Annotated in this window: 25 protein-coding genes and 1 riboswitch; of the genes, 12 read left to right on the top strand and 13 right to left on the bottom strand. The window is 39.2% G+C overall.

Annotated elements, in window-relative coordinates; translation table 11 throughout:
- Window positions 1-41 precede the first annotated feature (41 nt).
- The 8 genes from CH362_RS03310 to hrcA form a co-directional block, all read right to left on the bottom strand.
- Window positions 42-377, bottom strand: a complete 336-nt coding sequence (locus CH362_RS03310; RefSeq protein WP_208859522.1) for a hypothetical protein — start codon at window positions 375-377, stop codon at window positions 42-44.
- A 12-nt stretch (window positions 378-389) separates the two neighbouring features.
- On the bottom strand, window positions 390-899 hold the full coding sequence (locus CH362_RS03305) for a DUF2721 domain-containing protein (RefSeq protein ID WP_100708899.1): 510 nt from the start codon (window positions 897-899) through the stop codon (window positions 390-392).
- A 1-nt stretch (window position 900) separates the two neighbouring features.
- Window positions 901-1,455: a YqgE/AlgH family protein gene (locus tag CH362_RS03300; RefSeq protein WP_086447857.1), complete on the bottom strand. Its 555-nt coding sequence runs from the start codon at window positions 1,453-1,455 to the stop codon at window positions 901-903.
- Window positions 1,456-1,464: 9 nt separating this feature from the next.
- The gene (locus CH362_RS03295; RefSeq protein WP_100708898.1) at window positions 1,465-2,424 is read right to left on the bottom strand and encodes a Gfo/Idh/MocA family protein; all 960 of its coding nucleotides are present in this window, start codon (window positions 2,422-2,424) and stop codon (window positions 1,465-1,467) included.
- 21 nt (window positions 2,425-2,445) lie between these two features.
- Complete coding sequence (gene dnaJ / locus CH362_RS03290) at window positions 2,446-3,570, bottom strand: molecular chaperone DnaJ (protein ID WP_100708897.1); 1,125 nt, start codon at window positions 3,568-3,570, stop codon at window positions 2,446-2,448.
- A 7-nt stretch (window positions 3,571-3,577) separates the two neighbouring features.
- Window positions 3,578-5,512 carry a molecular chaperone DnaK gene (dnaK, locus tag CH362_RS03285; RefSeq protein WP_100708896.1) on the bottom strand — a complete coding sequence of 645 codons (1,935 nt, stop codon included), beginning with the start codon at window positions 5,510-5,512 and terminating at the stop codon, window positions 3,578-3,580.
- 96 nt (window positions 5,513-5,608) lie between these two features.
- On the bottom strand, window positions 5,609-6,184 hold the full coding sequence (grpE, locus tag CH362_RS03280; protein WP_425269008.1) for a nucleotide exchange factor GrpE: 576 nt from the start codon (window positions 6,182-6,184) through the stop codon (window positions 5,609-5,611).
- A gap of 9 nt (window positions 6,185-6,193) precedes the next feature.
- The gene (gene hrcA / locus CH362_RS03275; protein ID WP_100708895.1) at window positions 6,194-7,222 is read right to left on the bottom strand and encodes a heat-inducible transcriptional repressor HrcA; all 1,029 of its coding nucleotides are present in this window, start codon (window positions 7,220-7,222) and stop codon (window positions 6,194-6,196) included.
- Window positions 7,223-7,521: 299 nt separating this feature from the next.
- Between hrcA and CH362_RS03270 the strand changes: the two genes are divergently transcribed.
- From CH362_RS03270 to CH362_RS19345, 8 genes are all read left to right on the top strand, one after another.
- The gene (locus CH362_RS03270) at window positions 7,522-9,216 is read left to right on the top strand and encodes a methyl-accepting chemotaxis protein (RefSeq protein WP_100708894.1); all 1,695 of its coding nucleotides are present in this window, start codon (window positions 7,522-7,524) and stop codon (window positions 9,214-9,216) included.
- Between the two features lie 61 nt (window positions 9,217-9,277).
- On the top strand, window positions 9,278-9,592 hold the full coding sequence (gene ppnP, locus CH362_RS03265) for a pyrimidine/purine nucleoside phosphorylase (protein ID WP_100708893.1): 315 nt from the start codon (window positions 9,278-9,280) through the stop codon (window positions 9,590-9,592).
- Window positions 9,593-9,633: 41 nt separating this feature from the next.
- Window positions 9,634-10,326: a TMEM175 family protein gene (locus tag CH362_RS03260; protein ID WP_100708892.1), complete on the top strand. Its 693-nt coding sequence runs from the start codon at window positions 9,634-9,636 to the stop codon at window positions 10,324-10,326.
- Window positions 10,327-10,419: 93 nt separating this feature from the next.
- Window positions 10,420-10,549: riboswitch (cyclic di-AMP (ydaO/yuaA leader) on the top strand.
- A 93-nt stretch (window positions 10,550-10,642) separates the two neighbouring features.
- Complete coding sequence (locus tag CH362_RS03250) at window positions 10,643-11,350, top strand: universal stress protein (protein ID WP_100708890.1); 708 nt, start codon at window positions 10,643-10,645, stop codon at window positions 11,348-11,350.
- A gap of 189 nt (window positions 11,351-11,539) precedes the next feature.
- Entirely contained in the window at window positions 11,540-12,064 is a 525-nt protein-coding gene (locus tag CH362_RS03245) for a hypothetical protein (RefSeq protein WP_100708889.1), read from the top strand.
- Between the two features lie 196 nt (window positions 12,065-12,260).
- Window positions 12,261-12,704: a Crp/Fnr family transcriptional regulator gene (locus tag CH362_RS03240; RefSeq protein ID WP_244280463.1), complete on the top strand. Its 444-nt coding sequence runs from the start codon at window positions 12,261-12,263 to the stop codon at window positions 12,702-12,704.
- A 1-nt stretch (window position 12,705) separates the two neighbouring features.
- On the top strand, window positions 12,706-12,861 hold the full coding sequence (locus tag CH362_RS19350; RefSeq protein ID WP_244280462.1) for a cyclic nucleotide-binding domain-containing protein: 156 nt from the start codon (window positions 12,706-12,708) through the stop codon (window positions 12,859-12,861).
- 6 nt (window positions 12,862-12,867) lie between these two features.
- Window positions 12,868-13,131: a cyclic nucleotide-binding domain-containing protein gene (locus CH362_RS19345; protein WP_279628960.1), complete on the top strand. Its 264-nt coding sequence runs from the start codon at window positions 12,868-12,870 to the stop codon at window positions 13,129-13,131.
- A 7-nt stretch (window positions 13,132-13,138) separates the two neighbouring features.
- Here the strand turns inward: CH362_RS19345 and CH362_RS03230 are convergent, their stop codons facing one another.
- Entirely contained in the window at window positions 13,139-13,576 is a 438-nt protein-coding gene (locus CH362_RS03230; RefSeq protein WP_100708887.1) for a DUF1564 family protein, read from the bottom strand.
- A gap of 118 nt (window positions 13,577-13,694) precedes the next feature.
- Here CH362_RS03230 and msrA point away from each other — a divergent pair, with 118 nt between their 5' ends.
- Entirely contained in the window at window positions 13,695-14,225 is a 531-nt protein-coding gene (msrA, locus tag CH362_RS03225) for a peptide-methionine (S)-S-oxide reductase MsrA (RefSeq protein WP_100709258.1), read from the top strand.
- On the opposite strand, the gene CH362_RS03220 is transcribed toward msrA, so the two are convergent.
- Complete coding sequence (locus CH362_RS03220) at window positions 14,219-16,600, bottom strand: PAS domain-containing sensor histidine kinase (protein WP_100709257.1); 2,382 nt, start codon at window positions 16,598-16,600, stop codon at window positions 14,219-14,221. The genes msrA and CH362_RS03220 overlap by 7 nt on opposite strands.
- Window positions 16,601-16,832: 232 nt before the next feature.
- On the opposite strand from CH362_RS03220, the gene CH362_RS03215 reads away from it, so the two are divergent.
- The 3 genes from CH362_RS03215 (at window position 16,833) to CH362_RS03205 (ending at window position 19,621) form a co-directional block, all read left to right on the top strand.
- Window positions 16,833-17,537, top strand: coding sequence for a fatty acid desaturase CarF family protein (locus CH362_RS03215; protein ID WP_208859521.1), 705 nt, complete (start codon window positions 16,833-16,835; stop codon window positions 17,535-17,537).
- 78 nt (window positions 17,538-17,615) lie between these two features.
- The gene (locus CH362_RS03210) at window positions 17,616-18,680 is read left to right on the top strand and encodes an alpha/beta hydrolase (protein WP_100708885.1); all 1,065 of its coding nucleotides are present in this window, start codon (window positions 17,616-17,618) and stop codon (window positions 18,678-18,680) included.
- Window positions 18,681-18,694: 14 nt separating this feature from the next.
- A complete protein-coding gene (locus CH362_RS03205) occupies window positions 18,695-19,621 on the top strand; it encodes an alpha/beta hydrolase (protein WP_100708884.1) in 927 nt (308 codons plus the stop codon).
- A gap of 36 nt (window positions 19,622-19,657) precedes the next feature.
- Here CH362_RS03205 and CH362_RS03200 read toward each other — a convergent pair whose 3' ends face one another.
- The 3 genes from CH362_RS03200 to CH362_RS03190 all read right to left on the bottom strand — a co-directional run bounded on the left by CH362_RS03200 (window position 19,658) and on the right by CH362_RS03190 (window position 22,574).
- Window positions 19,658-20,836, bottom strand: coding sequence for a M48 family metallopeptidase (locus tag CH362_RS03200; RefSeq protein ID WP_100708883.1), 1,179 nt, complete (start codon window positions 20,834-20,836; stop codon window positions 19,658-19,660).
- Between the two features lie 20 nt (window positions 20,837-20,856).
- The gene (locus CH362_RS03195; RefSeq protein ID WP_100708882.1) at window positions 20,857-21,813 is read right to left on the bottom strand and encodes a YjgN family protein; all 957 of its coding nucleotides are present in this window, start codon (window positions 21,811-21,813) and stop codon (window positions 20,857-20,859) included.
- A 149-nt stretch (window positions 21,814-21,962) separates the two neighbouring features.
- On the bottom strand, window positions 21,963-22,574 hold the full coding sequence (locus CH362_RS03190; RefSeq protein WP_100709255.1) for a uracil-DNA glycosylase: 612 nt from the start codon (window positions 22,572-22,574) through the stop codon (window positions 21,963-21,965).
- Between the last annotated feature and the right edge of the window lie 72 nt (window positions 22,575-22,646).

The raw sequence follows: 22,646 nt of genomic DNA, 5'->3' as shown, positions 1-22,646 counted from the left end.
CATGGATTGGGTAGTGAAATGCCTTTGTAGGATGAAATGAATTATTTCGAACGGCCCGCTAACAGATCTGCCGGTTTCAAATCAACTCTCACAGAACAAACCTTATAATTAGAAGCGGTCGGGCAGGCCGCTGTTCCAGTGATCTTACATCCTTTTGTTTCGCAACGTTTTCTTGTGTCGAAAGAATCAGATCCGGAAAATCTACAATAATCTCTGCAAATATCAGAACTATTTACGGAACAAAGATAACAACCGTCTGCAGAAAGACTTTGGGTAAATCCCGCAAAGCCCAAAAAGAATATGATAGAAAATGAATATAATACCGTTTTCAAATAAAACTCCTTATTTTTCGGCTTCGATTCCAAATGCCACGCCATTGGGCAGTGCTTTTATTTACTTACGGAGATGTCCGACTTCTTCTCCACTTTATCTTCCAGAAATTCTGCAAATTCTATCTGCCCTTGGATAAAGTTCAAATTATAACGGCTTTCGTACAGCAAAAGACTACTTGCAACAAACAAGAAAATCCCACCTACTAATGCAAGTCCAGTAGCAATCCAAGAAGCTGGGCTTGATATCGCTACAATTATCCCCAGACTCAAACTGGAAGAAACAAAAAACAAAGTCGCAGTATAAAGTGCAGCCATAGATCTTTGGATCAGATTTGCCCTTTTCTTTTGGATCTTTAATTGTCTTCTTAGATATGCTTGTCGTTCTTCCGGAAAAGAAAGTTTTCCGTCCACGACACCTTCTATCTCATTTTTAAGTAAATTAACTCGATCGAATATTCTACCCAATCGATTCGCAGTAGAAAAGATTAAACTAGCGCTGGCCGAGATCAAAACGGCCGGAGTGATCATACCCGCTAAAATTTCCGTTCCGATCAAAGAAGAGAGCATCTTAGTTCAGCATTGGATCTTTAGTATGTTCCACGAAATACTTGTACAGTCCGCCTTTACTCTTTAAGGCTTCTTGCCAAGTTGCTTCAGGATCTTCTGTAAAGATCCACTCTGCATTCGGATCGTGAACCACCCAAGATTTACGTTCCATCTCACCTTCTAGTTGAGAAGCTCCCCAACCGGAATATCCTTGGTATACGTTAAACTTTGTTTTATCAGGATGTTCTAATAATTCCACCAAAGCTTCGAAACTTCTGGCGAGAAACACACCAGGGATAACTTCGATCCCAGGTTGTTTTAATTTAGGATTATCATGAAGAATGGAGACAAATGTAGGATCTACAGGGCCTCCAGAATAGATCGGTGAAGAACCGTCTATTCCTTCCGGAATTCCTTGGATCACTTCACTCAATGCAACATCCATCTTCTTATTCAGTACAAGTCCGAATGCGCCCGATTGATCGTGTTCCACCATTAGGATCACTGTACGATTGAAATAATCCGTTACGATAGATGAATTAGAAATTAATACTTTTCCGCTGAATCCGTTTTCCATACTACCCGATCAGTTTTTATGTATCTCTTTCAAAATTCTGTACGCGATTTCCAGAGTTTGGATATCGGATCTTCCATCCACTAAAGGTTCCGTTTCTTTCAGGATACATTTTACAAAATGTTCATGTTCCTGTTTTAAAGGGTTATCCTTGTGAACAAAAATTTTCTCAACAATGGATTCTTGGCGATACTTGATCTCTCCGGTCCTAAGTAGAATGTCCGAAGTTGCCTGTCTATGAAGCTCGATCTCTTGGTCGCTAAAATCCAATGTGATGTACACGTCTTTCTGAGTGATATTCAGGGTCCGAATTTTGGATTGTGTATTTCTGCTCGCGGAAATATTCGCAATCGCACCGTTCTCAAAATGAAGAACAACGGAAGCAATATCTTCGTGACCGGAAACCACTTTGGTCCCAACTGCACTTAGATATTTGACGGGAGATTTTACAAGATTCAAAACGATATCTATATCGTGGATCATCATATCCAGAACTACTCCCACATCCTTAATTCTAGGATTAAAAGGGGCTAATCTTCTGGATTCGATCAATAGAGGTTCAGTAACGATCTTTCCGAGTTCAAGAACTGCTCCATTAAAACGTTCAACGTGACCAACTTGTAAGACCAAATTGTTTTTAGAAGCAAGGTCCACTAGCTCTTTTGCTTGTTCTAAAGTTTCTGCAATTGGTTTTTCTACCAAAACATGTTTGCCTGCAAGAAGTGCCTTCTTACCGATTTCATGATGTAAGAATGTAGGCACCGCAATGATCACTGAATCTGTATGTTTGATCAGATCATCTACAGTAGAGAAAGCGGAAGTTTTATGTTTTTCCGCCATCTGAGAGGCTCTTTCGGAATCGGAGTCGTAAATACCGATCAACTCCGCATCGCTTAATGTTTTCGCCACGTTAACGTGGTATTGGCCCATATGGCCTGTTCCGATTACTCCAATCTTGACTTTGTTAGTCATGAAACTTCCTTTTTGTGGATATTACTTATTCGTAAAAATTTTACCCTTAGAACCAGAAACAGATTCTCCGGATTCACGGGCAAATTCTTCGATCAATTCTCTTTGTCGTCTAGTCAGTTTTTTAGGGATCTCAATGCGAACGATCACATGTTGGTCCCCTTTTCCATATCCACCCAGATACGGAATACCATGACCTTTTAAACGGAACACTTGGCCTGATTCTGTTCCTTCCGGAATTTTCATCTTCACCTTTTTGCCGTCTATAGTTGGAACTTCGATGTCTCCACCTAAGATTGCTTGGGTCAGGCTGATCTTTTTATTCAAGATCAAGTCGTTTGCTTGGCGTTCGAATAATTCATGTTTCTTAATATGTGTTACCACATATAGATCACCATGAGGACCACCGTTAGGTCCTGCTTCCCCTTCTCCGGAAACTTTTAGTCTGCTGCCAGACTCGATACCAGGTGGGATCTTAATATTGATGGTACGTCTTTTTTCTACTAGGCCTTGTCCATGACAGGTCTTGCATGGATTAGAGATGATTGTTCCTTTTCCACGACAAGTACCACAAGTAGTTGCAACGGAGAAGAATCCCTGAGATCTACGGATCTGTCCTGAACCACCACAGTCCGGACAAGTAGCAGGAGTGCTTCCTTTGTTTGCACCGGAACCTCCGCAATCTACGCAGGTCTCTAATCTTGGAATTTCGATTTTATATTCCCTGCCTAGAGCAGCGTCTTCGAGGGAAACTTCTAGATTATAACGAAGATCTGAACCGCGTTGAGGACCCGATCTGCGAGCACCGCCGCCACCAGCTCCTCTTCCTCCTCCGAAGAAGTCGCCAAAGATATCTCCAAAATCACCGAAGATATCGGAGAAGTCAGTATACGCTCCTCCACCAAATCCGCCTTGGGCGCCTGCACCCACTCCGGCCTTGCCGTACTGGTCGTACATGCGACGTTTATTAGCGTCTCTTAAAACTTCGTAGGCCTCGGTAGCTTCCTTAAATTTCTCTTCAGCAGCTTTATCACCCTGATTCTTATCAGGGTGATATTTGATAGCTAACTTCCGATACGCAGACTTGATCTCTTCATCAGTCGCGGATTTGGAAACTCCGAGTATATCGTAGTAACTTTTGTCACTCATGTCTTAGTTACTTTTTCTCATCGTCCACTACGGTATAGTCGGCGTCCACGACCTTTTCTCCCTTAGCTTGGGAATTGTCTGCGCCTTCTCCCGGTCCCGCACCGTTAGGTCCTGGACCTTCTTCCTGACCTGGAGCACCTTGGGAATAAATTTTAGTACCTATTTCCGAAGCCCTCTTGGTGATGGACTCTTTCGCAGCATTGATACGACCGATATCACCGGATTCGATCGCTTCTCTTGCACGTTTGATCTCGTCATTCGCCAATTGTTTTTCACTGTCTGAAAGTTTATCCGCAGCGTCAGTAACCGCTTTTTCCAAAGAATAAGTGATCGTATCTAACTCGTTCTTAGCTTCTACAAGTTCTCTAGCGGCCTTGTCTGCAGCAGCATGAGCTTCTGCATCTTTTACCATTTTAGAGATCTCATCTTCGCTTAGTCCGGAAGAAGATTCAATACGTATCTTCTGTTCTTTACCAGTTCCAAGATCTTTTGCAGAAACATGCACGATACCATTCGCATCAATATCAAATGTAACTTCGATTTGAGGAACTCCTCTAGGTGCAGGTGCAATTCCAATCAGGTCGAATCTTCCAAGTGTACGGTTACCTGCAGCCATATCTCTTTCTCCTTGGAGAACATGGATAGAAACTGCATTTTGGTTATCCGCAGCGGTGGAGAACACCTGAGATTTTTTAGTTGGGATTGTAGTGTTTCTTTCGATCAACTTGGTCATCACGCCACCCAAAGTCTCGATACCGAGTGAAAGTGGGGTTACATCCAAAAGAAGAACGTCTGAAACTTCTCCCGCTAAAACTCCACCTTGGATAGCAGCACCGATCGCTACTACTTCGTCTGGGTTTACGGAACGATTCGGTTCTTTTCCGAAAATTCCTTTTACAAGTTCTTGAACTGCTGGGATACGAGTGGATCCTCCCACTAATATCACTTCGTCGATTTCAGAAGCTTTTAAGCCTGCATCACGTAGCGCGTTCTCACATGGGATACGAGTTCTGTCTACCAAACGGCTAGTCAACTGATCAAACTTAGCTCTAGTAAGATTCATATCCAAGTGTTTTGGTCCAGTTGCATCAGCAGTGATGAACGGAAGGTTCACTTGAGTGGACATGGTTCCGGAAAGTTCGATCTTCGCCTTCTCCGCAGCTTCTTTCAAACGTTGAACGGTATTTTTATCTTGAGAGATATCGATTCCGTATTGTTTTTTGAATTCTTCGATCATCCATTCCATGATGACCATATCGAAATCGTCCCCGCCTAAGTGAGTATCACCATTAGTGGATTTAACTTCGAATACTCCGTCTCCCAACTCAAGGATAGAAACGTCGAAGGTTCCTCCTCCTAAGTCGTAAACAGCGATTTTAGCGTTACTTTTCTTCTTATCAAAACCGTAAGCAAGTGCAGCAGCAGTAGGTTCGTTAATGATCCTTTCTACTTCTAAACCCGCAATTCTACCTGCGTCTTTAGTAGCCTGACGTTGCTCGTCATTAAAATAAGCAGGAACAGTGATCACTGCCTTAGTTACTTTTTGACCAAGATAATCTTCTGCAGTTTGTTTCATCTTCTGAAGAACACGTGCAGAGATCTCTTGAGCGGTGAACTCTCCAGTAGCAGTTTCGAATTTTAATCCGTCGTTTCCACTTTTGATCACTTTATAGGAAACATGCTTCATCTCTTGTTCTGTCTCGTTGAATCTGCGCCCAATAAATCTTTTCGCGGAACGTATTGTATTTACCGCATTCGTAATTGCTTGGTTCTTAGCGAACTGGCCTACTAAAGTTTCTCCCTTAGCAGTAAAAGCAACGATAGACGGAGTAGTTCTGGCACCTTCGGAGTTTTGGATTACTACCGGGTCTCCACCTTCCATAACGGAAACGCAAGAGTTTGTAGTTCCTAAGTCGATTCCGATAATCTTCTCTTTTGACATTTTGGTTTCTCCTTCCGCACTTGGATCCTTCCTCGGCGGTTATTCATGATTTAATTCTTTCTATTCAAAGCGCCATGGCGCTTAAGGCCCAAAGCATTAAGCCTTAGGTTTTCCAATTCTCACCCTTGCAGGTCTTAAGGAGAATTTATCTTCATTTTCCTTAATATAAAATCCTGCCTGATAAACTTCGATCACAGTTTCTTCTTTGTATTGATCCCCTTCTTCAGAAGACAATGCTTCCATCGAAGTTGGATCAAACGCCTCTCCCTGAGGATATTGTCTGAATACATTGGATCTTTCCAGCACGGAATAAAATTCCTTCTGTATCATTGTGACTCCATCCACGAAAGGTTTTAATTCTTCCGTAACATTTACACCGGAAGCTACACGATCCAAATTATCGATAGGGTTCAAAAACTCTGTTACCAAAGATTTGACAGCTTCCCTTTTTATATTAGAAAATTCTTGTGCAGATCTTCTCTTATAATTTTGGAACTCGGCTCTTTCGCGAGTCCAAGAATCTTTTAAGGATTCGATCTCTTTTCTCGCAATATCCAATTCCTTACGTAAAGTTTCCTCTACGCTTTCCGGTTTTTGGGAATCATCCAAATTGTCTCCGGTAGGCGTTGCGACCGCTTCTTCTTGACTCATCTCTCTATCATTTCCTTGCATGGTTCATTACTACTTACTAATACGCGTGATCATCTCCGAAACTAGTTTCGAAGTAAAATCCACAAGTGGAAGCGCTCTATGGTAATCCATTCTTTGAGGACCTATGATCCCCATAGCGCCGATCCGTTTTTCTCCCATTCTATATCCGGAAGTGATGATACTCACACCACCCATTCTTCCGTCCCCATCCTTTCCTATGACGGTATACACTCCATCGTGTTCAGAATAATCCCCAAACATTCCGGTGAGGAATCTTTTATCATCCAGCAGCGAGAGAACCTGGTTGAGTTGTTCCTCTTCGTCTCTAAATCTTCCGTATAAATTTTTAAGACCATCTATATACAAAGATACTTCTGAATTATCAGGCGTCATCGCCGCTGAGATCACTCCAGACACTTTATAAAAATCTAATGGTCCGTCTTTTCTCAATAGTAGAGAAGGAATTACCTTCTCCTGTATCTCGAACATATCATAACCTTTCGCGTTATCGTTCAGATACTTTGAAATCTGGTACAATTCTTCCTGACTATAATTCCGATCCAAGAATACACTACGGTTCAACACTGCCCCGGATCTCATTACCATGATCATCAGGACCTCGTCTCCGTGCACATGGATCAATTCCACATGTTTGAGAGTGTCCAAACTTTTGGCAGGCCCTAAAACAACACCCGCAGAATTAGAAAGACTTGCTAGAACGCTTGCAGTTGCTTTCAAGATCTGATCCAGTTTGAATTGCATTTTCAGATATTCTTCTTGGATCCTTTGTTTTTCCTTAATGGTTAGCTCATAAAGAACCACTAACGAATCTACATAGAATCGATAACCTATTTCTGTAGGAATCCTTCCCCCAGAAGTATGGCGAGAAGCAAGATACCCCATCTCTTCCAGTTCCTTGAGAACAGTACGTATAGAAGCCGGAGACAAACCTATATCATGTTTGTCGAATAAGGTTTTAGAGCCAACCGGACGGTTTTCTTGGATAAACTCGTCCACTGTGGCCTTAAGGATCATCCTATGTCTTTGGGATAGTTCCATATCTATTCTTATTGGCACTCTGTAGGTTAGAGTGCTAATGCACCTCTCAAGTTTCCCTGAGATTCTAAAAAAGTCAAGAATTTTGGATTTTAAGCAGTCGTGGCGCCCGTCTGACAGAAAAAATATTCAATTTTTATCCCATAAGGGATGAAAATTGAATTTCCATACAGTGAAACTTCTACCCTCATACTTTCAAAAGGAAAGAAGAAGGTCCCGAGGATTCAGATCTATTTTCAATTTAGTACTGACTTAGAATAGGTTCCAAAAAAGATCTCCGTCCTATACAGAAAGGAATCTCAATGTTATTCAAACTTAGGCTCTATTATTTTTTCTCTTATTCCATTTTCACTTCTTTGGTTCTAGGCTCTATACTCGGGACATTCTATATTTTAGGAATTCTCCCTGCTGAAAAATTTGGATCCGCTGTTTCCATCTCTGCTGGAGTCGGAGTTTTCCTTTCTTTGTGTATGGGAATTTTTTCAGGCACCTGGCTTGCTAAAACATTCCAAACCATACAGGATCTATTTAAGAAGGTCAGTAAAGGTGATCTGACTGCCAGAATAGAAACAAATTCAAAAGATCTACTTTTTGATTTTTACGAAAGTTTTCATAGAATGTTACAAGGCCAATCCGAGCTGATCGGACTGATCAGAAGTACTGCAGAACTTCTTTCTACAGATTCAGGAGAAATGAGAACTGTAGTTTTAGATTTTGGCTCCAATATACAATCTCAGTCAGCAGCTACTGAAGAGGTCTCCGCCTCCATTGAAGAAATTTCAGGAGTAGCAACTTCTATCTCTTCCATCGCGGGAGAGAATGCGAACAGTATGAGCAATTTAGTTTCTGAAGTGGAAAAACTTTCTTCCGCGATCGAAAAAACAAAAGGCCAAGTAGATGAAACCTTAGTTTCTTTTGAGGATATTTCTAAACGTGCGGAGAAGGGTTCCCAGTCCTTAAATTATATGGGACAAGCCATAGATAATCTTTCTAAAAGTTCCAAAGAGATCACTAAGACAATCGGAAATATCGCAGATATCAGTGAAAAAATTAATATGCTCGCGCTTAACGCGTCTATCGAAGCTGCAAGAGCAGGTGACGCAGGAAGAGGTTTTGCTGTAGTTGCAGATGAGGTTTCTAAACTTGCAGAAAGAACTGCTCTAAGTGTAAGAAGTATCAATGAATTGGTGAAAAAAAACCAAGACGATATGGCCCAAGGTTTGGAGAGGATCCAGATCACTACTAAAGAGATCCAAGAAATTATAGAAACAATAGATAGAATGTCCGCGCAAATTATAGAAGTAAGAACCGCAGTAAACTCTCAACAAGAACTTAGAAACTCAGTTTTAAAAGAAGCAGACTTTGTACTCAAACGTTCTGACGAGATCAGAAATGCAGTCACAGAGCATAATACTGCTACAAGAGAAGTTGTGGATTCTGTTTCTTCTATCAGCGCTTTGGCAGTGAATAACTCAGAGAATAGTGATACTTTGGCGGAAAGAATTTTAGGAATCTCTAATACTGCTGATAAACTAGGAAATACGGTACAAATGTTCCAAATAGCTACAAAAGCAAAAGTAGCAGAGAAGGCACTGGATTCCAAAACCCATGAACTAAAATTCGCAGCTGCGATCGGAAAACTATATTATGTTAAAAAGTATGATCTAGTTGAGATCGTATGGACTGAAAATTTCAGTTATGAAGGTTACCGTGAAATGTTGGAGAAAGGTCTGGAACTTGTAAAAGAAAAGCAAGTTACCAAATGGATGGCGGACACATCTAATATGGGAATTGTTTCTGCGGAAGCGCAAACCTGGGTAAACGAAACGTGGTTTCCAAAAGCAATTGCTTCTCCTTTAAAAAAGATCGCGATCGTGATACCTCAATCAGTATTATCAGAACTTTCAATCGATACTAAGTCCATGAAAGCAGGAAATATAGATCTGATCAATACTCCATCAAGAGAAGATGGAATGCGTTGGTTGACGTCCAAATAAGAAATTATTTGTATCGTTCTAAGATCCATACTAAATTTTAGCATCGGAGCTTGATTCTATAATGCAACAATTCGAGAACGTAACGGTAATTAAAAAAGCAAACGTATACTTTGACGGTAAGGTCACCAGTAGAACTGTATTATTCTCCAATGGAGAAAAAAAGACACTAGGCATTCTAATGCCTGGAGAATATGAATTCGGAACTGATGATAAAGAAATTATGGAAATTCTAGATGGAGATCTTTTGGTACAACTACCTGGAAATCCTGAATGGAAGGAAATCAAAGGTGGACAATCCTTTGAGGTTCCTGCAAATTCCAAATTCAAACTGAACGTTAAAAAGCTCAGCGACTATTGCTGTTCCTATCTTAAGTAATCATTTGGTAGAGCCGGGGAAACTCGGCTTTTAGGAAAAAGATGGCCGCGAAAAAAACTAAACCTAAAAAGCAAACGGAGAGTATCGGATCTTCGCAACTCGCTCCGGTTTTGACTGAATCGGGACGGACTGTTGCTTATAGCGACGCGATCTTTTCTATCGCATTAACTTTAATGGCGTTAGAAATAAAGATCCCTACTCCTGAACAGATCGGTTCTAGAAATCTATTGATTGCCCTGGGAGAAGCTTGGCCAGCTTACTTAAGTTTTTTGATCAGCTTTATGATTATCACGGTCGTTTGGACAAATCACCATACAATTTTCAGATATGTAAAGTATGTGGATCATAACCTGACCATTTTAAACAATTTACTTTTATTGAATATAATCATTATCCCTTTTTGTTCTGAAATGTTAGGAGAATATATTCTTCTGGGTAACGAGAATTCAAAGATTGCAGCTTTGATCTACGGTGGCTGGATTGCCTTGGGAGGAATTCCTTTCAATCTAGTCTGGAGATACGGAGTTAAAAAAGAATATCTCAGAAATCCGGAAGCAGATCTTGCAGAAGTAGAGATGATCTCTAAACATTTTATAAAAGGTCCTTATATTTATTCTTTTGTAACTCTTCTCGCATTTATAAATGTGTGGTTGAGTATCGCAGGATTTGTGATATTGATCCTAATGTATTTGGTCCCAACCACTTGGTTGTTTCGAAAAAGAAAATCGGCCTAAACTAAACCTTATCCTATATCTCTCTTGTCCTGAAGTCGTTATATAATCACTTCAATCTACTACTTGACAAATTCGTTTTTCTAGCTACACTTCGTTCAGAGTCTGCTTAATCCGACAGAAGTCGGAGCGGAGGAACCAATTTTTTGGGGCTAACCGTTTCTTACGGGGGAAATCTCTCTTTCCTAGCCCGTCAGCTAACTTCGTAAGCATGGAGAGAAGACAGGAGTAACCTTCCAATCTTCCCGGCTCATTCTGACTTCGGGATTTTTTCATCCATTGAAATAGTTCCGGGGAATTTATAACCTAGGAGGCGAAAATGAAAGTTCTAATTTCGTTTGCCAATCCCAAGATGGGAGCAAAACTTTTCGGGCTAACAAGGGCCCTATTCTCCAAATCCAAAGAGAATCTTTTCATAGTAGCGTTACACGTTGTTTCAGTAGAATCCAAATCCGAAGGATTTCCTATATTAGAAGAAGATGAAATTTTCCAAGCAGTTAGAGAAGAAGCTGCAGGTTCGGAATTCAGTTTTGAAACTGTAGGATTTCCTTCTGACTGGATTGTACCAGGGATCGTAGAGATCGCAAAAAGTAAAGAGATCGATTTACTTCTATTAGGTGCAGCACGTTCTTTATTCTCCGACAATCTACTCGGAGGAAAAGTAGGAGATGTGCTTAGACATTTATCTGAACTGGACATAGCGGTTCTTGCTGATAATGGATTGATTGCTCCGATCGAGCCAATTATTTATTCTCCAGGTTTAGATTCTGCTCCTCTATTTCCATTCTCTTCTGGTCTTTCTACTTTTATAGAAAAACCGATCCCTGTTCTTTCAGGAGTCAATCAGTCTGAGTTTGGAATCGGACAAACAAATCAGTTCAAACCTTGGATCCCATTTTCTTTGAATGCTGCCGCAGACCAAACCAAGAACCTTGCAATTTTGGATTATAATACCTATAAATCCTTTCACTCAGTTCTGTTGGATAGGCAAGGACTCTCCTTTCTAATCTTAAGAAAAGGAAATTGAAAATCGGATCGAAGTTTGAACAAAACTATACACCGAGTACAATATTTTAAGAATAAGAGTTTAATCTTTCAATAACGTTATACACATAAGGCCGCCTTACTTAAAACAGGCGGTCTTTCGTTATAATATTATCTTTTCCTTGCCTGAAAATACAGACGTTTAGATCCTTTCCGAAACCGGAAGGCGCAATTGAAGTCTAAATTTTTAAATCCTGTTCTAATTCTTTTCATTCTATCTATCGTTTCCGCAATATCGATATTCATTTTCGTGATGACCTACTCTTCCCCCACTGTGAGGAGCCAAGCATCTGCAACGAATACAGAGATTATAGGACTTATTTGGTTAGTTATTACTGTATTAATTTTATATAATGCAGGAATTGCTTCTTTTCGAAACCTATTCTTAGAGAAATTTTCAGAAGCGCAAGAAGGTTTAGGAAGTCTTAAGGCTTTGCTTTTCAGTGTTGTAAGTCTTACATTATTTCTTGTCGGTTCCAAGCTAGGAAGTTTGTTTAAAACAGAGATCAGCACTCCAGAACTTCTAATGTCGGTTCCAATTATCTTTGTAGCTACCTGGGAAAATTTTCTGACGAAAACGATCGGTTTAAAATTCAGATCTGTTTATCTGATCTTTACGGCAGTATTTCAAATTATAGTTTATATTAGTTTCATGCTTTCATTTCTTACATTGGCTAGTTTGGACGGATTCGACTGAAACCTAGTCGAACTGTATTTTAGAACGACTCATCAAAATTGAACTTTGAAAAAATTCAGATCCGGCCTGGATATGTAGGATTTTTACCGTCTTACATAAAATGCCGACCATTCTGGATTTCGTTCATAGCGTTTTTACCCGGGTTTATCCCAAAGATTCCTTCATATTCAAAGAAGGAGAAGAATCCGACGGAAACATGTATTTCCTTTTCCAGGGGCATTTAAAGGTCAGCAAGAATCGCCCAGACTCTGGAGACAAATCCATCAAGGAAGTTTTTCCCGGAGAATTTTTTGGAGAGATCGCTTTGATTTCCGGAAGAGCCAGAGCTATGTCCGTCCAAGTCCTTTCTCCTTCTGCAAAGCTTGGAGTTCTAAATAAAGGCGTTTTCGAAAAACTCGAAAAAACAAGTCCTCAATTCCTTCTCTTACTTCTTAAAAACACTTTCGAAAAACTGAATCGAGCAGAAATGAAACTGGAAGCTCTTTATACAGAGATCCATAAAAAAGAAGAAGAGTCCAAAGGTTCAGAAACGTCATCGGTCGCGAGAGAAGCGGAAGTTTCAGAAACTTCTGAAACAACAGACACTGATCTTACCCAAGATCAAGCTACCGCAGAGACAGCAGTAAACAAGGAATCATAAGATGGGAATTAATATTTTAGAATTCATTAATAACGTATCAGTTAAAACCTATCTCGCTGGAGAGGATGTCTTTAAAGAAAAAGATCCTTCCAACGGAATGATGTACTTCGTATTCACAGGCTCTCTGGAAATCAGAAAGTCTTACGATGGAGAATAAAGAGTAATCCGAAATTTAGAACCAGGATCCTTTTTCGGAGAGATCGCATTGATCAATAATGTTCCTCGAGCAGCAACTGCAAGAGTGATCACTGAAAAAGCAAAAATAGGTATTTTGGACCAGGAAATGTTCTATAGGATCGGACAAACAAATCCTAAATTCTTTTCGCTACTTCTAAATACTACAATCCAAAGATTGGTTTCTGTAGAAGATGAAATTGCAAAATTAAGTTCAGGGCAACCTATCCATCCGATCCGTAGCAAAGATTAATTTTCGATCAAGCTGCCTTCTTCTTTTTGAAAATTTCTGAAGAAGGAGAATCAGAAAAGTATCTATTTAATAAAAACGTAAACAAGTAACATTTAGAAACTCCGTGTTTTCTTGCATAGTTTCCTAAAAGATTCCAATCTTCCAGATCCGGTCTGAAGTTCAGACGATTCCAATCCTTCTGACTACCTTCTTCCTTCTTTTGATACATCATCAAAGCGGAGTCCGGATTTAGTTTTTCTTGGAATTGCAAATCTGGTCCGTATAATTCCAATAAATCTTTCAAACATGTTGCTCCCGGCCTGGATCCGTTCCAGTTTTTGAGGTAATTTTTATACAACTTATTTGGAAGGATCAAAGTGCAGACTGGCATGGATTCTCTAGGAGATTTTGCCTTCCAAGATTTACTTTTGATCAGTTTGTGGTTTAATATTAGTTTCAACTTCATACCCGTCCCGGTCTCAGTATTGGCTGGCCGCTTACGTTTTTTCAGAAGAAATTCAGAAAAATGTTTCCGTGTTCCGACTTTCTGGCCGGAATCAAATCTAATAAGAAAGGAGGATGGAATGTCAGAACAAAAAGATCTGGAATACGCAATTTTAGGTGGAGGATGTTTTTGGTGTGTCGAAGCAATCTACCAATTGGTGGATGGGGTAGAATCCGTTGTCTCCGGTTATGCGGGAGGACATGATCCTGCACCAAATTATAAATCCATTTGCACTGGGCTTACAGGTCATGCAGAAGTGATCCGAGTCGGATTCGATCCAAATAAGATCTCCTACAAAAATATTTTAGAAATTTTCTGGGAAGCACATGATCCTACTACCAGGAATAAACAAGGTAACGATGAAGGCCCTCAATATAGAAGTATCATCTTATATGAAAACCAATCCCAAAAAGAAATTGCAGAAGTTTCCAGAACAGAAGCTGGACCTAAATTTGCTTCTCCTATTGTAACTGAGATTGTGGCCTTAGAAAAGTTTTTCCCTGCTGAAAATTATCACCAAAACTATTTCAGACTAAACTCAGGACAGCCTTACTGTCATTATGTGATCCGTCCTAAGATAGAAAAATTTCTGAAAAATAAAACTCACTGAGGCAGGATCACTAAGAAAGCAGTACCATTGGAAGAAGTTTCGAATCCTATAGTTCCACCGTGGTTTTCCACGATACGTTTTACTATGTCCAAGCCAAGTCCCGAACCTTCTCCAGGAGCTTTGGTTGTGAAGAAAGGTTCGAAAATTCTTTCTTGTATTGTTTCTGGTATCCCAGGTCCGTTATCCGAAATCTTAATGCAGATTTTATCTTTTTCTCTATTGCCTACGTTTATTTTTAGGATTCCTTTGAATCCCATTGCTTGGGCTGAATTATAGATCAAGTTAGTCCAAACATGTAATAGATCATCAGAATATCCTGGAACAACCGGAGTTTCAGCTTCATACTCTTTTATGATCTCAATTCCAGACTTTAATTGGTTTTGATAGATTGTAAGAACTGTATCTATACTTTCTCTTATATCCACAGGAGCTTTTGGTCCACCATTGCTAAAATGGGAGAAGTTTTTAAGGGCATATACAATCTTAGAAGTCCTGTCTACGGACATATCCACCAATTTGGAACTCCTACTTGCCTGGATCTCATCCAAAGCATATTGGAGCACTTGTTGGATTTTTTCTCCGATAAATAGTTTGGGAAAATCTTCTAACGCAGCTTCTAATCCTGCTTCTATCAAACCTTCTGCTAGATTTCTAGCTTCGGAAATACCAAGTCCCTTTAATTTAGGTTCTAAAATTTTAGTTTTAGCTCTTACTTCTTTAGGAGGAATAATTTCTTGGTAAGCTCTTCCTTTTCTTAATAAGGTTTGGAATTCAATCTTGGCTTCGCTACCAAGATTTTCCAAAACGGAAGCGGCCTCTTGCATTCTATCTAATACACGATCAAAATGACTTTTAACAGATTCATTTGCTGCGCGGATCACTCCGATCGGATTATTGATCTCGTGAGCAATCCCTGCAACCAGTTGTCCGAGCGATGCCATCTTTTCGGAAAGTATCAATTGGTTTTGGGTTTTTTGAAGATATTCAAGTGTAGATTCTAACTCTATTTTTTGTTTTTCGATCAATTCCTTTTGTGTAGAGATCTCATTATTCAAGATCCTTAATTTTTCAGCTTCTTTTTTAGAAGAAACGTCTTTCACCATATTGATCATACGTTTTTCTCCGTCGATCACTGTGAACCTAGTAGAAAATTCTACTTGTATAAAACGTCCACCCTTGGCTCTGAATGTTACCTCTTCGTTATATAAAAATCCGTCTTTTTTGATCTTCTCTTTGAAGTATTCTCTTTCGTCAGAACTCAACCAAATCCCAAGCTCCACACTAGTTCGCCCGATCGCCTCTTCTCTTGTAAAACCAAGTAAATCTGTAAAGCCGTCGTTGATATCTACATACTTTCCATCTTCGAAATTAGAGATAGAAGTAGCATAAGGACTCAGTTTAAATACTTTAGAAAATAATTCTTGGCTGGCTTTGATCTCTTCGCCTGCAATATGTTTTTCTGTAATATCTTGGCCTGTCCCATAACCCATTATGGAATCTTTATATTTACCCTTCGCCAAAATATATCTGGTCTTCCCATCGTCTCCTTTGGCTCTAAAAACAAATTCAGTAGAATAAGAAGGATCATTAAAATGTTTTGCTCCTTCTAGTAGGATAGCGGGTATTCTTTCTTTATCTTCTCCTTCTACATATCGTTCCATAAATTGATCCATAAACATAGTAATGGATCCGTTTGCGGTTTTGTTTCCCAACATGATTCTATATTCTTTAGATAAGGTCACTTCCCTAGTCTCTAAGTTAAGAGTGATCCCACCTAACTTAGCATGGATTTGCGCTCTGGATAATTCTTCTCGTATTTTAGATAATCCTGATAGACCAAATTTCATCAGGATCCAAGACATAAAGAAGCCCACTGAATTTCCTATGAATGCAGACCATTCTCCTGTCGGATAATTTGGAGCAGGTATCATTCCTTTGGATTTTAAATAAATACTTAAGAGCCCTATAGAAAAGGAAAGAAGAGCATAGAATAAGGATCCAATTTGTCCTAAGATCAAAGAGGCGAGTACTATAATGATCATGAATTGAGAGAATGAGGTGGCATAAACTCCACCTTCTCTCATAGATACAATACAAAGCGCCAACCATTGTAAAAAGATCATGATATGTGCGCCTAATTTTATCCTTCCCGATTTGGCAAGAATATGGCAAATGATCACTGCAGTTGGAATTAAATAAAAAGAATAATAAGCGTTCTTAGGTTTTTCAGAAATAAGGGGATGAATGATTCGATATAAAACCGCAACCATGAAGGTGACATACATCAGACCATAAAGAAGTTTGATCGAAACGTCTTTTTCCGGGTCGGCGGATAATGGAGGATAAATCGATCTTTTAAGACGTTGTAGATTCATTCTTAAGGCCGTAGACATTCAAATAAGAATTTCTTGGGTGGGATTGAAAAGCGGGATTTAAAAATCCGAATAAAATTAACAGTTGTGAGAACATTCCATTAATCCGAAATATCTAAATTCTTAATCGACCTATCTCTTATGTATCGGTTTCGAAAGGATTTTTTTTTGCCGGAGCAAACAGATCTGGTAAAAAAAATTTTGTAAACCAGTAGATATAGATTAAATAAGAACTATGAACTTCCTGAGAATTTTATTCCCTACTCCGTTTAAGGTCCACAGGCTAGTAGAAGTTCTAAGTATACTTTTATTCTTAGTTTTTGCCGGACTATGTCTGTATGAGTTCGGAACCTTATCCTTATTAATCTTGAAAGATTCTCCCTGGATTTTTTTAGCTGAACTTGTAACTCTCTTATTCTTAGCTTATATTACTGCTGACTTTCTTTCGGGCTTTGTTCATTTTTTAGGAGATAGTTTCGGGAACGAATTCACACCTTATATCGGACCTGCTTTTATTTTTCCTTTTAGAGATCATCATGTAGATCCAAAAGGTATCACTCGACATGATTTTGTGGAGACTAACGGGAATAATTGTCTAGTGTCTCTTCCCATTCTTCTATATTGCTTTTTTGCTCCGTTAGAGACAGGTAACTTTCCTTGGGCCAGAACATTTTGGATACTTGTGTTAATCGGGATCTTCTTTACTAATCAAATCCATAAATGGGCCCACCAAGATGAGCCAAATAAACTCATTAAATACATGCAAAAAAAACGTTGGATACTTTCTCCTGAACATCACAAAATACATCATACGGCTCCATACGATACGTATTTTTGTATTACGACTGGTTGGTGGAATCCGCTACTTCATAAGATCCGATTTTTTCCTACTGTGAAGAAGTCGGTGGACTATATTCTAAATTCTCTCCGCATCGGATAATACGAACATCGTTCTTTACTTCAAATTTAGTTTTGAATTTTCCTTGATTCCATTTCGGCAAAGAGGAGGATCGCGGGTATGCTTCGTTTTCTTTTCGCATTCTTCGTATGCGTACCGCTAATCGTTTCTTGCTCCGCGAATATCGCACTAAAAGGCGAGATCCTCCATCCTAAAACCTCTGATGGTTGGGACATCACTCTAGAACATTTCCCTCCTCTTCAAGGAACCGCTAATAAAAAATATCCTGTGATACTTTGTCACGGATTCATAGCGAATCGTATCTATCTTAAGATCAACGAAAAGTCATCGATAGTAGCACATCTTCAAAAAGAAGGTTATGATGTTTGGCTTTTAGAGTTAAGAGGAAAACAAGAAGCTGGGTCTCCTTCTTTATTCTGGGGAGATAAAACTTTTGATTATTCAATTGATGATTATATCAAACAAGATGCGGATGCTGCGATCCAATATGTTCTAAAAAACACAGGTAAAGAAAAAGTAAACTGGATCGGCCATAGTATGGGAGGAATGCTCCAATACGCAAGACTCGGAAGTTTAGGTGAGAACAGAGTGGCGAACTTCGTAGCGATCGGTTCTCCAGCAATCATGGATCCTCCATCCGATGCTTTAAAATTATGGTCTAGCTTTACATGGGCTTTAAATTTATGGCCTGCTGTTCCAACGGAAACTTGGTCCGGAGTCAGAGGTGGAACAGGACTCCCAATCTTTCCTAAAAGAAGTTTCGAAGAAGTTTTCTGGCACGCACCGAACATAGAACCTAAAATTGTATCCGGGGTCTTTACTGACTCCATCGCAACAGTTTCTAAAAGAGAAGCAAGACAGATGGATAAGATCGTAGAGACAGGACAATTTCGTTCAGAAGATGGAAAGTTAGTATATTCACAAGCTTTCGGAAATATCAAGATCCCTGTGTTATTAGTCGCGGGCAGAAGGGACAAATTAGGATTCACATACTCTCTCAGATATGTTTACGACCAATTAGGTTCTACAGATAAAACTTTGTTCGTACTTTCTAAAGGAAAAGGTTTTTCAGAAGACTATGGTCACACTGACCTAGTAGTAGGCAAGAAGGCGGATGACGAAGTGTTTCCAACAATCATCCACTGGTTAAACAAAAGAAATTAATTCCGGATTATAAAATGAAATTCAAAAATAAAATCATATTCTTCTTATTTTCCATCGTTCTGTCTTTTTCTTGCACTCGATATGCGGTAATCACAGAAGAAGCTTTCAAAAATCAAACTGCAAATATTGCGTCTAACGTATATCTTACAAACTTTTTAAAACATAGTTCTGATTATCCACCTGTTCTACTTTTGGATCCAATTCTTGTGAATAAAAAGTCTTTATATCTTGGCGATTATAACGGATTGATCGGCGTGTTGAGTGGAAATGGATTTTCTGTTTTCCTTTTACATTTCGAAGTATATCCTGGATTAGATCTGAAAGAAGTGGGAGAAAAACTGCTCCCTCAAGCAGTCTCTCAAGTACAAAGCCTAAGCAATCGTAAAGATTATATTTTAGGCGGAGTATCAGTTGGAGGCCAGGCAATTCTACATTATATCCGATCTAAAAAGGATCCTGCAATCTCTAAGGTTTTCTTTTTGGGAACCGGAATGGATTATAAGTACAACGATAGCTTCATAGATGATATGAAAAAAGAGAAACGATTCGGAACTGATCTTTCCAATTCTTGCAAAAACAAGGATAGTTTCTGTTCTAGATTTATCTCCTTAGACGAAGACAATCCTACTACCTTATATCTCTACCAAACATTATGGAATTATCTTCCTTCTTTAGAAGAAAATCCAAAAGTTTGGGCAGACTTCGAATTAATGGATTTTCCAACTCTATTCGTTGCTGGCAAATTAGACAATATCTCAACTTCCGAATCTATCCATCCGGTTTATCGCAGAAAAAGAGGGTTCACTCAATTTTTCGAAGCGGGACGAGACAACGGTGGAAAGATAGACTACGACCACCTTTCTTTATTCGCGCATGAGTCTGCTCCTTCTGATATTTACCAAAAGATCGCAGATTGGTTGGCCAAGAAGAAGGGAGAGTAATACAAGACCTGCTTCGAAAAATTGATGTTGGAGTTTCTATAGATCTAAAGGACTCTTAAATTCTTTTCGCGGCTTAACTGGAGAGCAAAGTTTTTGGATACGATTCCATTCTTTGCTCGAAATTCCTAATTTTCCTTTAGGGTAATTCGGATGAGAAATGATATTCTTCACATATTCTATCCTGTCCTCTGTGGCAGGATGAGAACTTAAAAAATCTGGGATTTTTACTGCTCTCTCGCCATTAGCAGATTCTTCGCTCTCTTCTTCCTGAGGAACCTCGTATTCTTCTTGGATCCTTTTAAAGAAGTTTAAAAATCCTTCTCCGGTTAGATTCGATTTTTTTAATTTTTCTAAAGCGATCTCATCTGCTTCTGATTCATATTCTCTGGAAAATTTTTGATCGTAGATGGTAACACTCAAGACTTCATAAAGAGAATCCATGTTTTCTAACATGTCTACTCCTTCGAAACCGGAACCAATACCTAAAGATAATAATACAACATTCCCTGCAGAACGTATTTGCCTGCGAACTCCATGTCTTTTATGAATATGGGCCATCTCATGGGCCAATACTCCTGCAAGTTCTTCCGGAGTTTCTGTCTTTTTTAATAACTCAGTAAAAACTACAATTGTTCCGCCAGGCATAGCGAATGCATTAAACACCTCATCATCGATTACAATTATATCATAATCAAATGGATCATCTGCATCCTTCAACTTTTTGCTGATCTTCTTCATTGTAGATTTTAAAGTAGGAGAAGAACATTCGGAAAAATAATCTCGCACCCATCCAGACATTACTTCTGATTGTTTTTTATCGTAGCTGGTTGGAACGAAAAAATAAGCATAAGAAAGCCCTACATTATAAACTGAAAAAGCTAAAAATGCAGTCAGAGCTAAAGCACCAAGTTTAAGAGCAAAATGAGTATTCTGCCATAAATCTAAAAGAGGGAATTTGTTTTGGGACTTTCTGCCCGCAAGTACAGAACTATAACTCTCCTTTGAATAGAATACTACCATGTAACTATACGTAGGATTTTCCGGATTCCGGATCTCTAATCTGAATTCTCGACCTACTGGATCTAAGTTTAGAATATCAGAATATTGGAAACTAAAGGACTTTAACTCCGAAAGAAAGACTAATCTGTCTTTCTCCGGAACAAGTTCTCCTTCAAAAGGAATTGCGGTTTTTCCATCGTATAGCTTATCTTTCATGTGTATTTATTGGACTGGAATTAATCGAATATATCAGCCAGAGCTTCTAAAGAACTTTCAAATCCTTCTGCCAATGCGGAAGCTCCTTTGTCATATTCAGGCTGGATCTGGCTTAGATCTGGTTCCACTTCTAAAGAAATCGCTTCGTAGAATAATTTATACCAAATTACTGCAATCCAAGGAAATGCCAAACCTAAAGAGAATAAGATCGCCATATAAGAGAGAATGGTATAAACCAGTATATCTTCTCCCTTTAAATTGGCCTTAAATCTGATCCCGTTTACTGTTGTTTGATTCCAAAAATAATTATAAACATTTGCCTGCCACCAAGAAGCATAAAATCCTAATGTAGGTATAAGTAGAAGGAAACCTTTCAGATGGATCCAAAATAAAGATCCTCCTGTTCCATCAAATTTAAATCCTGCGTTTCCGTAATATGTATTTTCTATTTGGAATCTTTTCAAACGGACCGTGAACCAAGGAGAATAAAATCCGAAAGTGATGATCGTAAGTGGAAGTCCTACTAAGAAAATTTTAACAAGTTCCAGAACTCTTCCCGCAAAATGAAATCTGATATTATTATAGGAAGTCCTACTTAAATGGAATCTTAATCTTCCTACAAAGATAAAAGGTCCTAAAATATAAAGAAGAAGAAAGATCGGAATTAAATTGGAAAGAGGCTCAAGCTCAGTACTAAAGACCCACCACTGTAAAGGGAATTTAATCGCGCAAAATAAGATAATCGCGACCGGAGCCGCTTTCAAAAATCCTAAAAATCTTTCCAGACCGGTAGCGTGGAAATCGAATCTTTGTCCTAAAAAGACAGTATGTTGTCTTAAATATCTTTCTACTCTTACTCTTGCCCAAAAAGAATAAATGCCTAATGTACTAATAGTAGCTAAAGCATTAAAAAGATATAATTTAAATAGGTCCCATCCGGCCCCGTCAAACTTGGCGCGAGTCGTTGAATTTTCCATTCGATTCTCCTGAAAGAGTTCCCTATTCGAAGATCAGGCGGTTATGCCAAAGATTACAAATAGAGGGTCAGATTAGATCTGAGTTTTCCCATCTGCAAGAAACAAATTTACAAGAGGCTTCTTTTTGCTTGGGATCGGATCTGTTTATACTATCCCGGACGTTTCCAATCCAGCCGTTCCAAGACTTTTTTTATATCTTCCCAAACATCTCTTTTTAAGGGACTATTCTCCCCACCGTTGCGGATTACGTAGCTGGGATGATAAGTAGGCATAACAGGGATGCCATGAAAATCTCCCCAATGTCCTCTAAGTTTGGTAATCCCTTCTTTTGTTCTTAAAATGAATCTAGTGGAAGGATTTCCTAAGGTTATGATTACCTTTGGTTGTATGATAGAAATTTGTCTGAGCAAAAAAGGAGAACATGCGATTACTTCGTCATCTTCTGGAGGTCTGTCTTTTTCGAATTTTAGATCTACGGTCGGCCTACATTTAGTTACGTTCGCGATATAGACGCTGTCTCTCGGAACACCCATCCCTCTTTCTATAATTCTAGTTAATAATTCTCCTGCTTTTCCTACGAATGGTCTGCCTGTCAGGTCCTCTTGTTTTCCTGGACCTTCTCCTATGAACATGACTTCAGCGTTTGGATTTCCTTCTCCGAAGACGGTTTGGGTCCGAGTAGTATTCAATTTGCATCGAACACAAGGAGCCACTTCTTTTGCGATGATCTCCAACTCTTGTTCTTTCGAAGTTTCACTCATACCAGCTCTTATCGATAAAGAGAACCCGTTATCCTGCAACCAATTTCTAAAAAAGTGACTGGAAGAATTTCG

This window comes from Leptospira saintgironsiae, assembly GCF_002811765.1.
GTDB lineage: Bacteria > Spirochaetota > Leptospiria > Leptospirales > Leptospiraceae > Leptospira_B > Leptospira_B saintgironsiae.
This window is presented reverse-complemented; position numbering and strand designations above follow the sequence as displayed.

Excerpts from the sequence above, each read along its gene's own strand:
- CH362_RS03310 (WP_208859522.1), bottom strand. The coding sequence starts at position 377 with ATGGCGTGGCATTTGGAATCGAAGCCGAAAAATAAGGAGTTTTATTTG.
- CH362_RS03305 (WP_100708899.1), bottom strand. The coding sequence starts at position 899 with ATGCTCTCTTCTTTGATCGGAACGGAAATTTTAGCGGGTATGATCACT.
- CH362_RS03300 (WP_086447857.1), bottom strand. The coding sequence starts at position 1,455 with ATGGAAAACGGATTCAGCGGAAAAGTATTAATTTCTAATTCATCTATC.
- CH362_RS03295 (WP_100708898.1), bottom strand. The coding sequence starts at position 2,424 with ATGACTAACAAAGTCAAGATTGGAGTAATCGGAACAGGCCATATGGGC.
- dnaJ (WP_100708897.1), bottom strand. The coding sequence starts at position 3,570 with ATGAGTGACAAAAGTTACTACGATATACTCGGAGTTTCCAAATCCGCG.
- dnaK (WP_100708896.1), bottom strand. The coding sequence starts at position 5,512 with ATGTCAAAAGAGAAGATTATCGGAATCGACTTAGGAACTACAAACTCT.
- grpE (WP_425269008.1), bottom strand. The coding sequence starts at position 6,184 with ATGCAAGGAAATGATAGAGAGATGAGTCAAGAAGAAGCGGTCGCAACG.
- hrcA (WP_100708895.1), bottom strand. The coding sequence starts at position 7,222 with ATGGAACTATCCCAAAGACATAGGATGATCCTTAAGGCCACAGTGGAC.
- CH362_RS03270 (WP_100708894.1), top strand. The coding sequence starts at position 7,522 with ATGTTATTCAAACTTAGGCTCTATTATTTTTTCTCTTATTCCATTTTC.
- ppnP (WP_100708893.1), top strand. The coding sequence starts at position 9,278 with ATGCAACAATTCGAGAACGTAACGGTAATTAAAAAAGCAAACGTATAC.
- CH362_RS03260 (WP_100708892.1), top strand. The coding sequence starts at position 9,634 with ATGGCCGCGAAAAAAACTAAACCTAAAAAGCAAACGGAGAGTATCGGA.
- CH362_RS03250 (WP_100708890.1), top strand. The coding sequence starts at position 10,643 with ATGAAAGTTCTAATTTCGTTTGCCAATCCCAAGATGGGAGCAAAACTT.
- CH362_RS03240 (WP_244280463.1), top strand. The coding sequence starts at position 12,261 with ATGTATTTCCTTTTCCAGGGGCATTTAAAGGTCAGCAAGAATCGCCCA.
- CH362_RS19350 (WP_244280462.1), top strand. The coding sequence starts at position 12,706 with ATGGGAATTAATATTTTAGAATTCATTAATAACGTATCAGTTAAAACC.
- CH362_RS03230 (WP_100708887.1), bottom strand. The coding sequence starts at position 13,576 with ATGAAGTTGAAACTAATATTAAACCACAAACTGATCAAAAGTAAATCT.
- msrA (WP_100709258.1), top strand. The coding sequence starts at position 13,695 with ATGTCAGAACAAAAAGATCTGGAATACGCAATTTTAGGTGGAGGATGT.
- CH362_RS03220 (WP_100709257.1), bottom strand. The coding sequence starts at position 16,600 with ATGAATCTACAACGTCTTAAAAGATCGATTTATCCTCCATTATCCGCC.
- CH362_RS03215 (WP_208859521.1), top strand. The coding sequence starts at position 16,833 with ATGAACTTCCTGAGAATTTTATTCCCTACTCCGTTTAAGGTCCACAGG.
- CH362_RS03210 (WP_100708885.1), top strand. The coding sequence starts at position 17,616 with ATGCTTCGTTTTCTTTTCGCATTCTTCGTATGCGTACCGCTAATCGTT.
- CH362_RS03205 (WP_100708884.1), top strand. The coding sequence starts at position 18,695 with ATGAAATTCAAAAATAAAATCATATTCTTCTTATTTTCCATCGTTCTG.
- CH362_RS03200 (WP_100708883.1), bottom strand. The coding sequence starts at position 20,836 with ATGAAAGATAAGCTATACGATGGAAAAACCGCAATTCCTTTTGAAGGA.
- CH362_RS03195 (WP_100708882.1), bottom strand. The coding sequence starts at position 21,813 with ATGGAAAATTCAACGACTCGCGCCAAGTTTGACGGGGCCGGATGGGAC.
- CH362_RS03190 (WP_100709255.1), bottom strand. The coding sequence starts at position 22,574 with ATGAGTGAAACTTCGAAAGAACAAGAGTTGGAGATCATCGCAAAAGAA.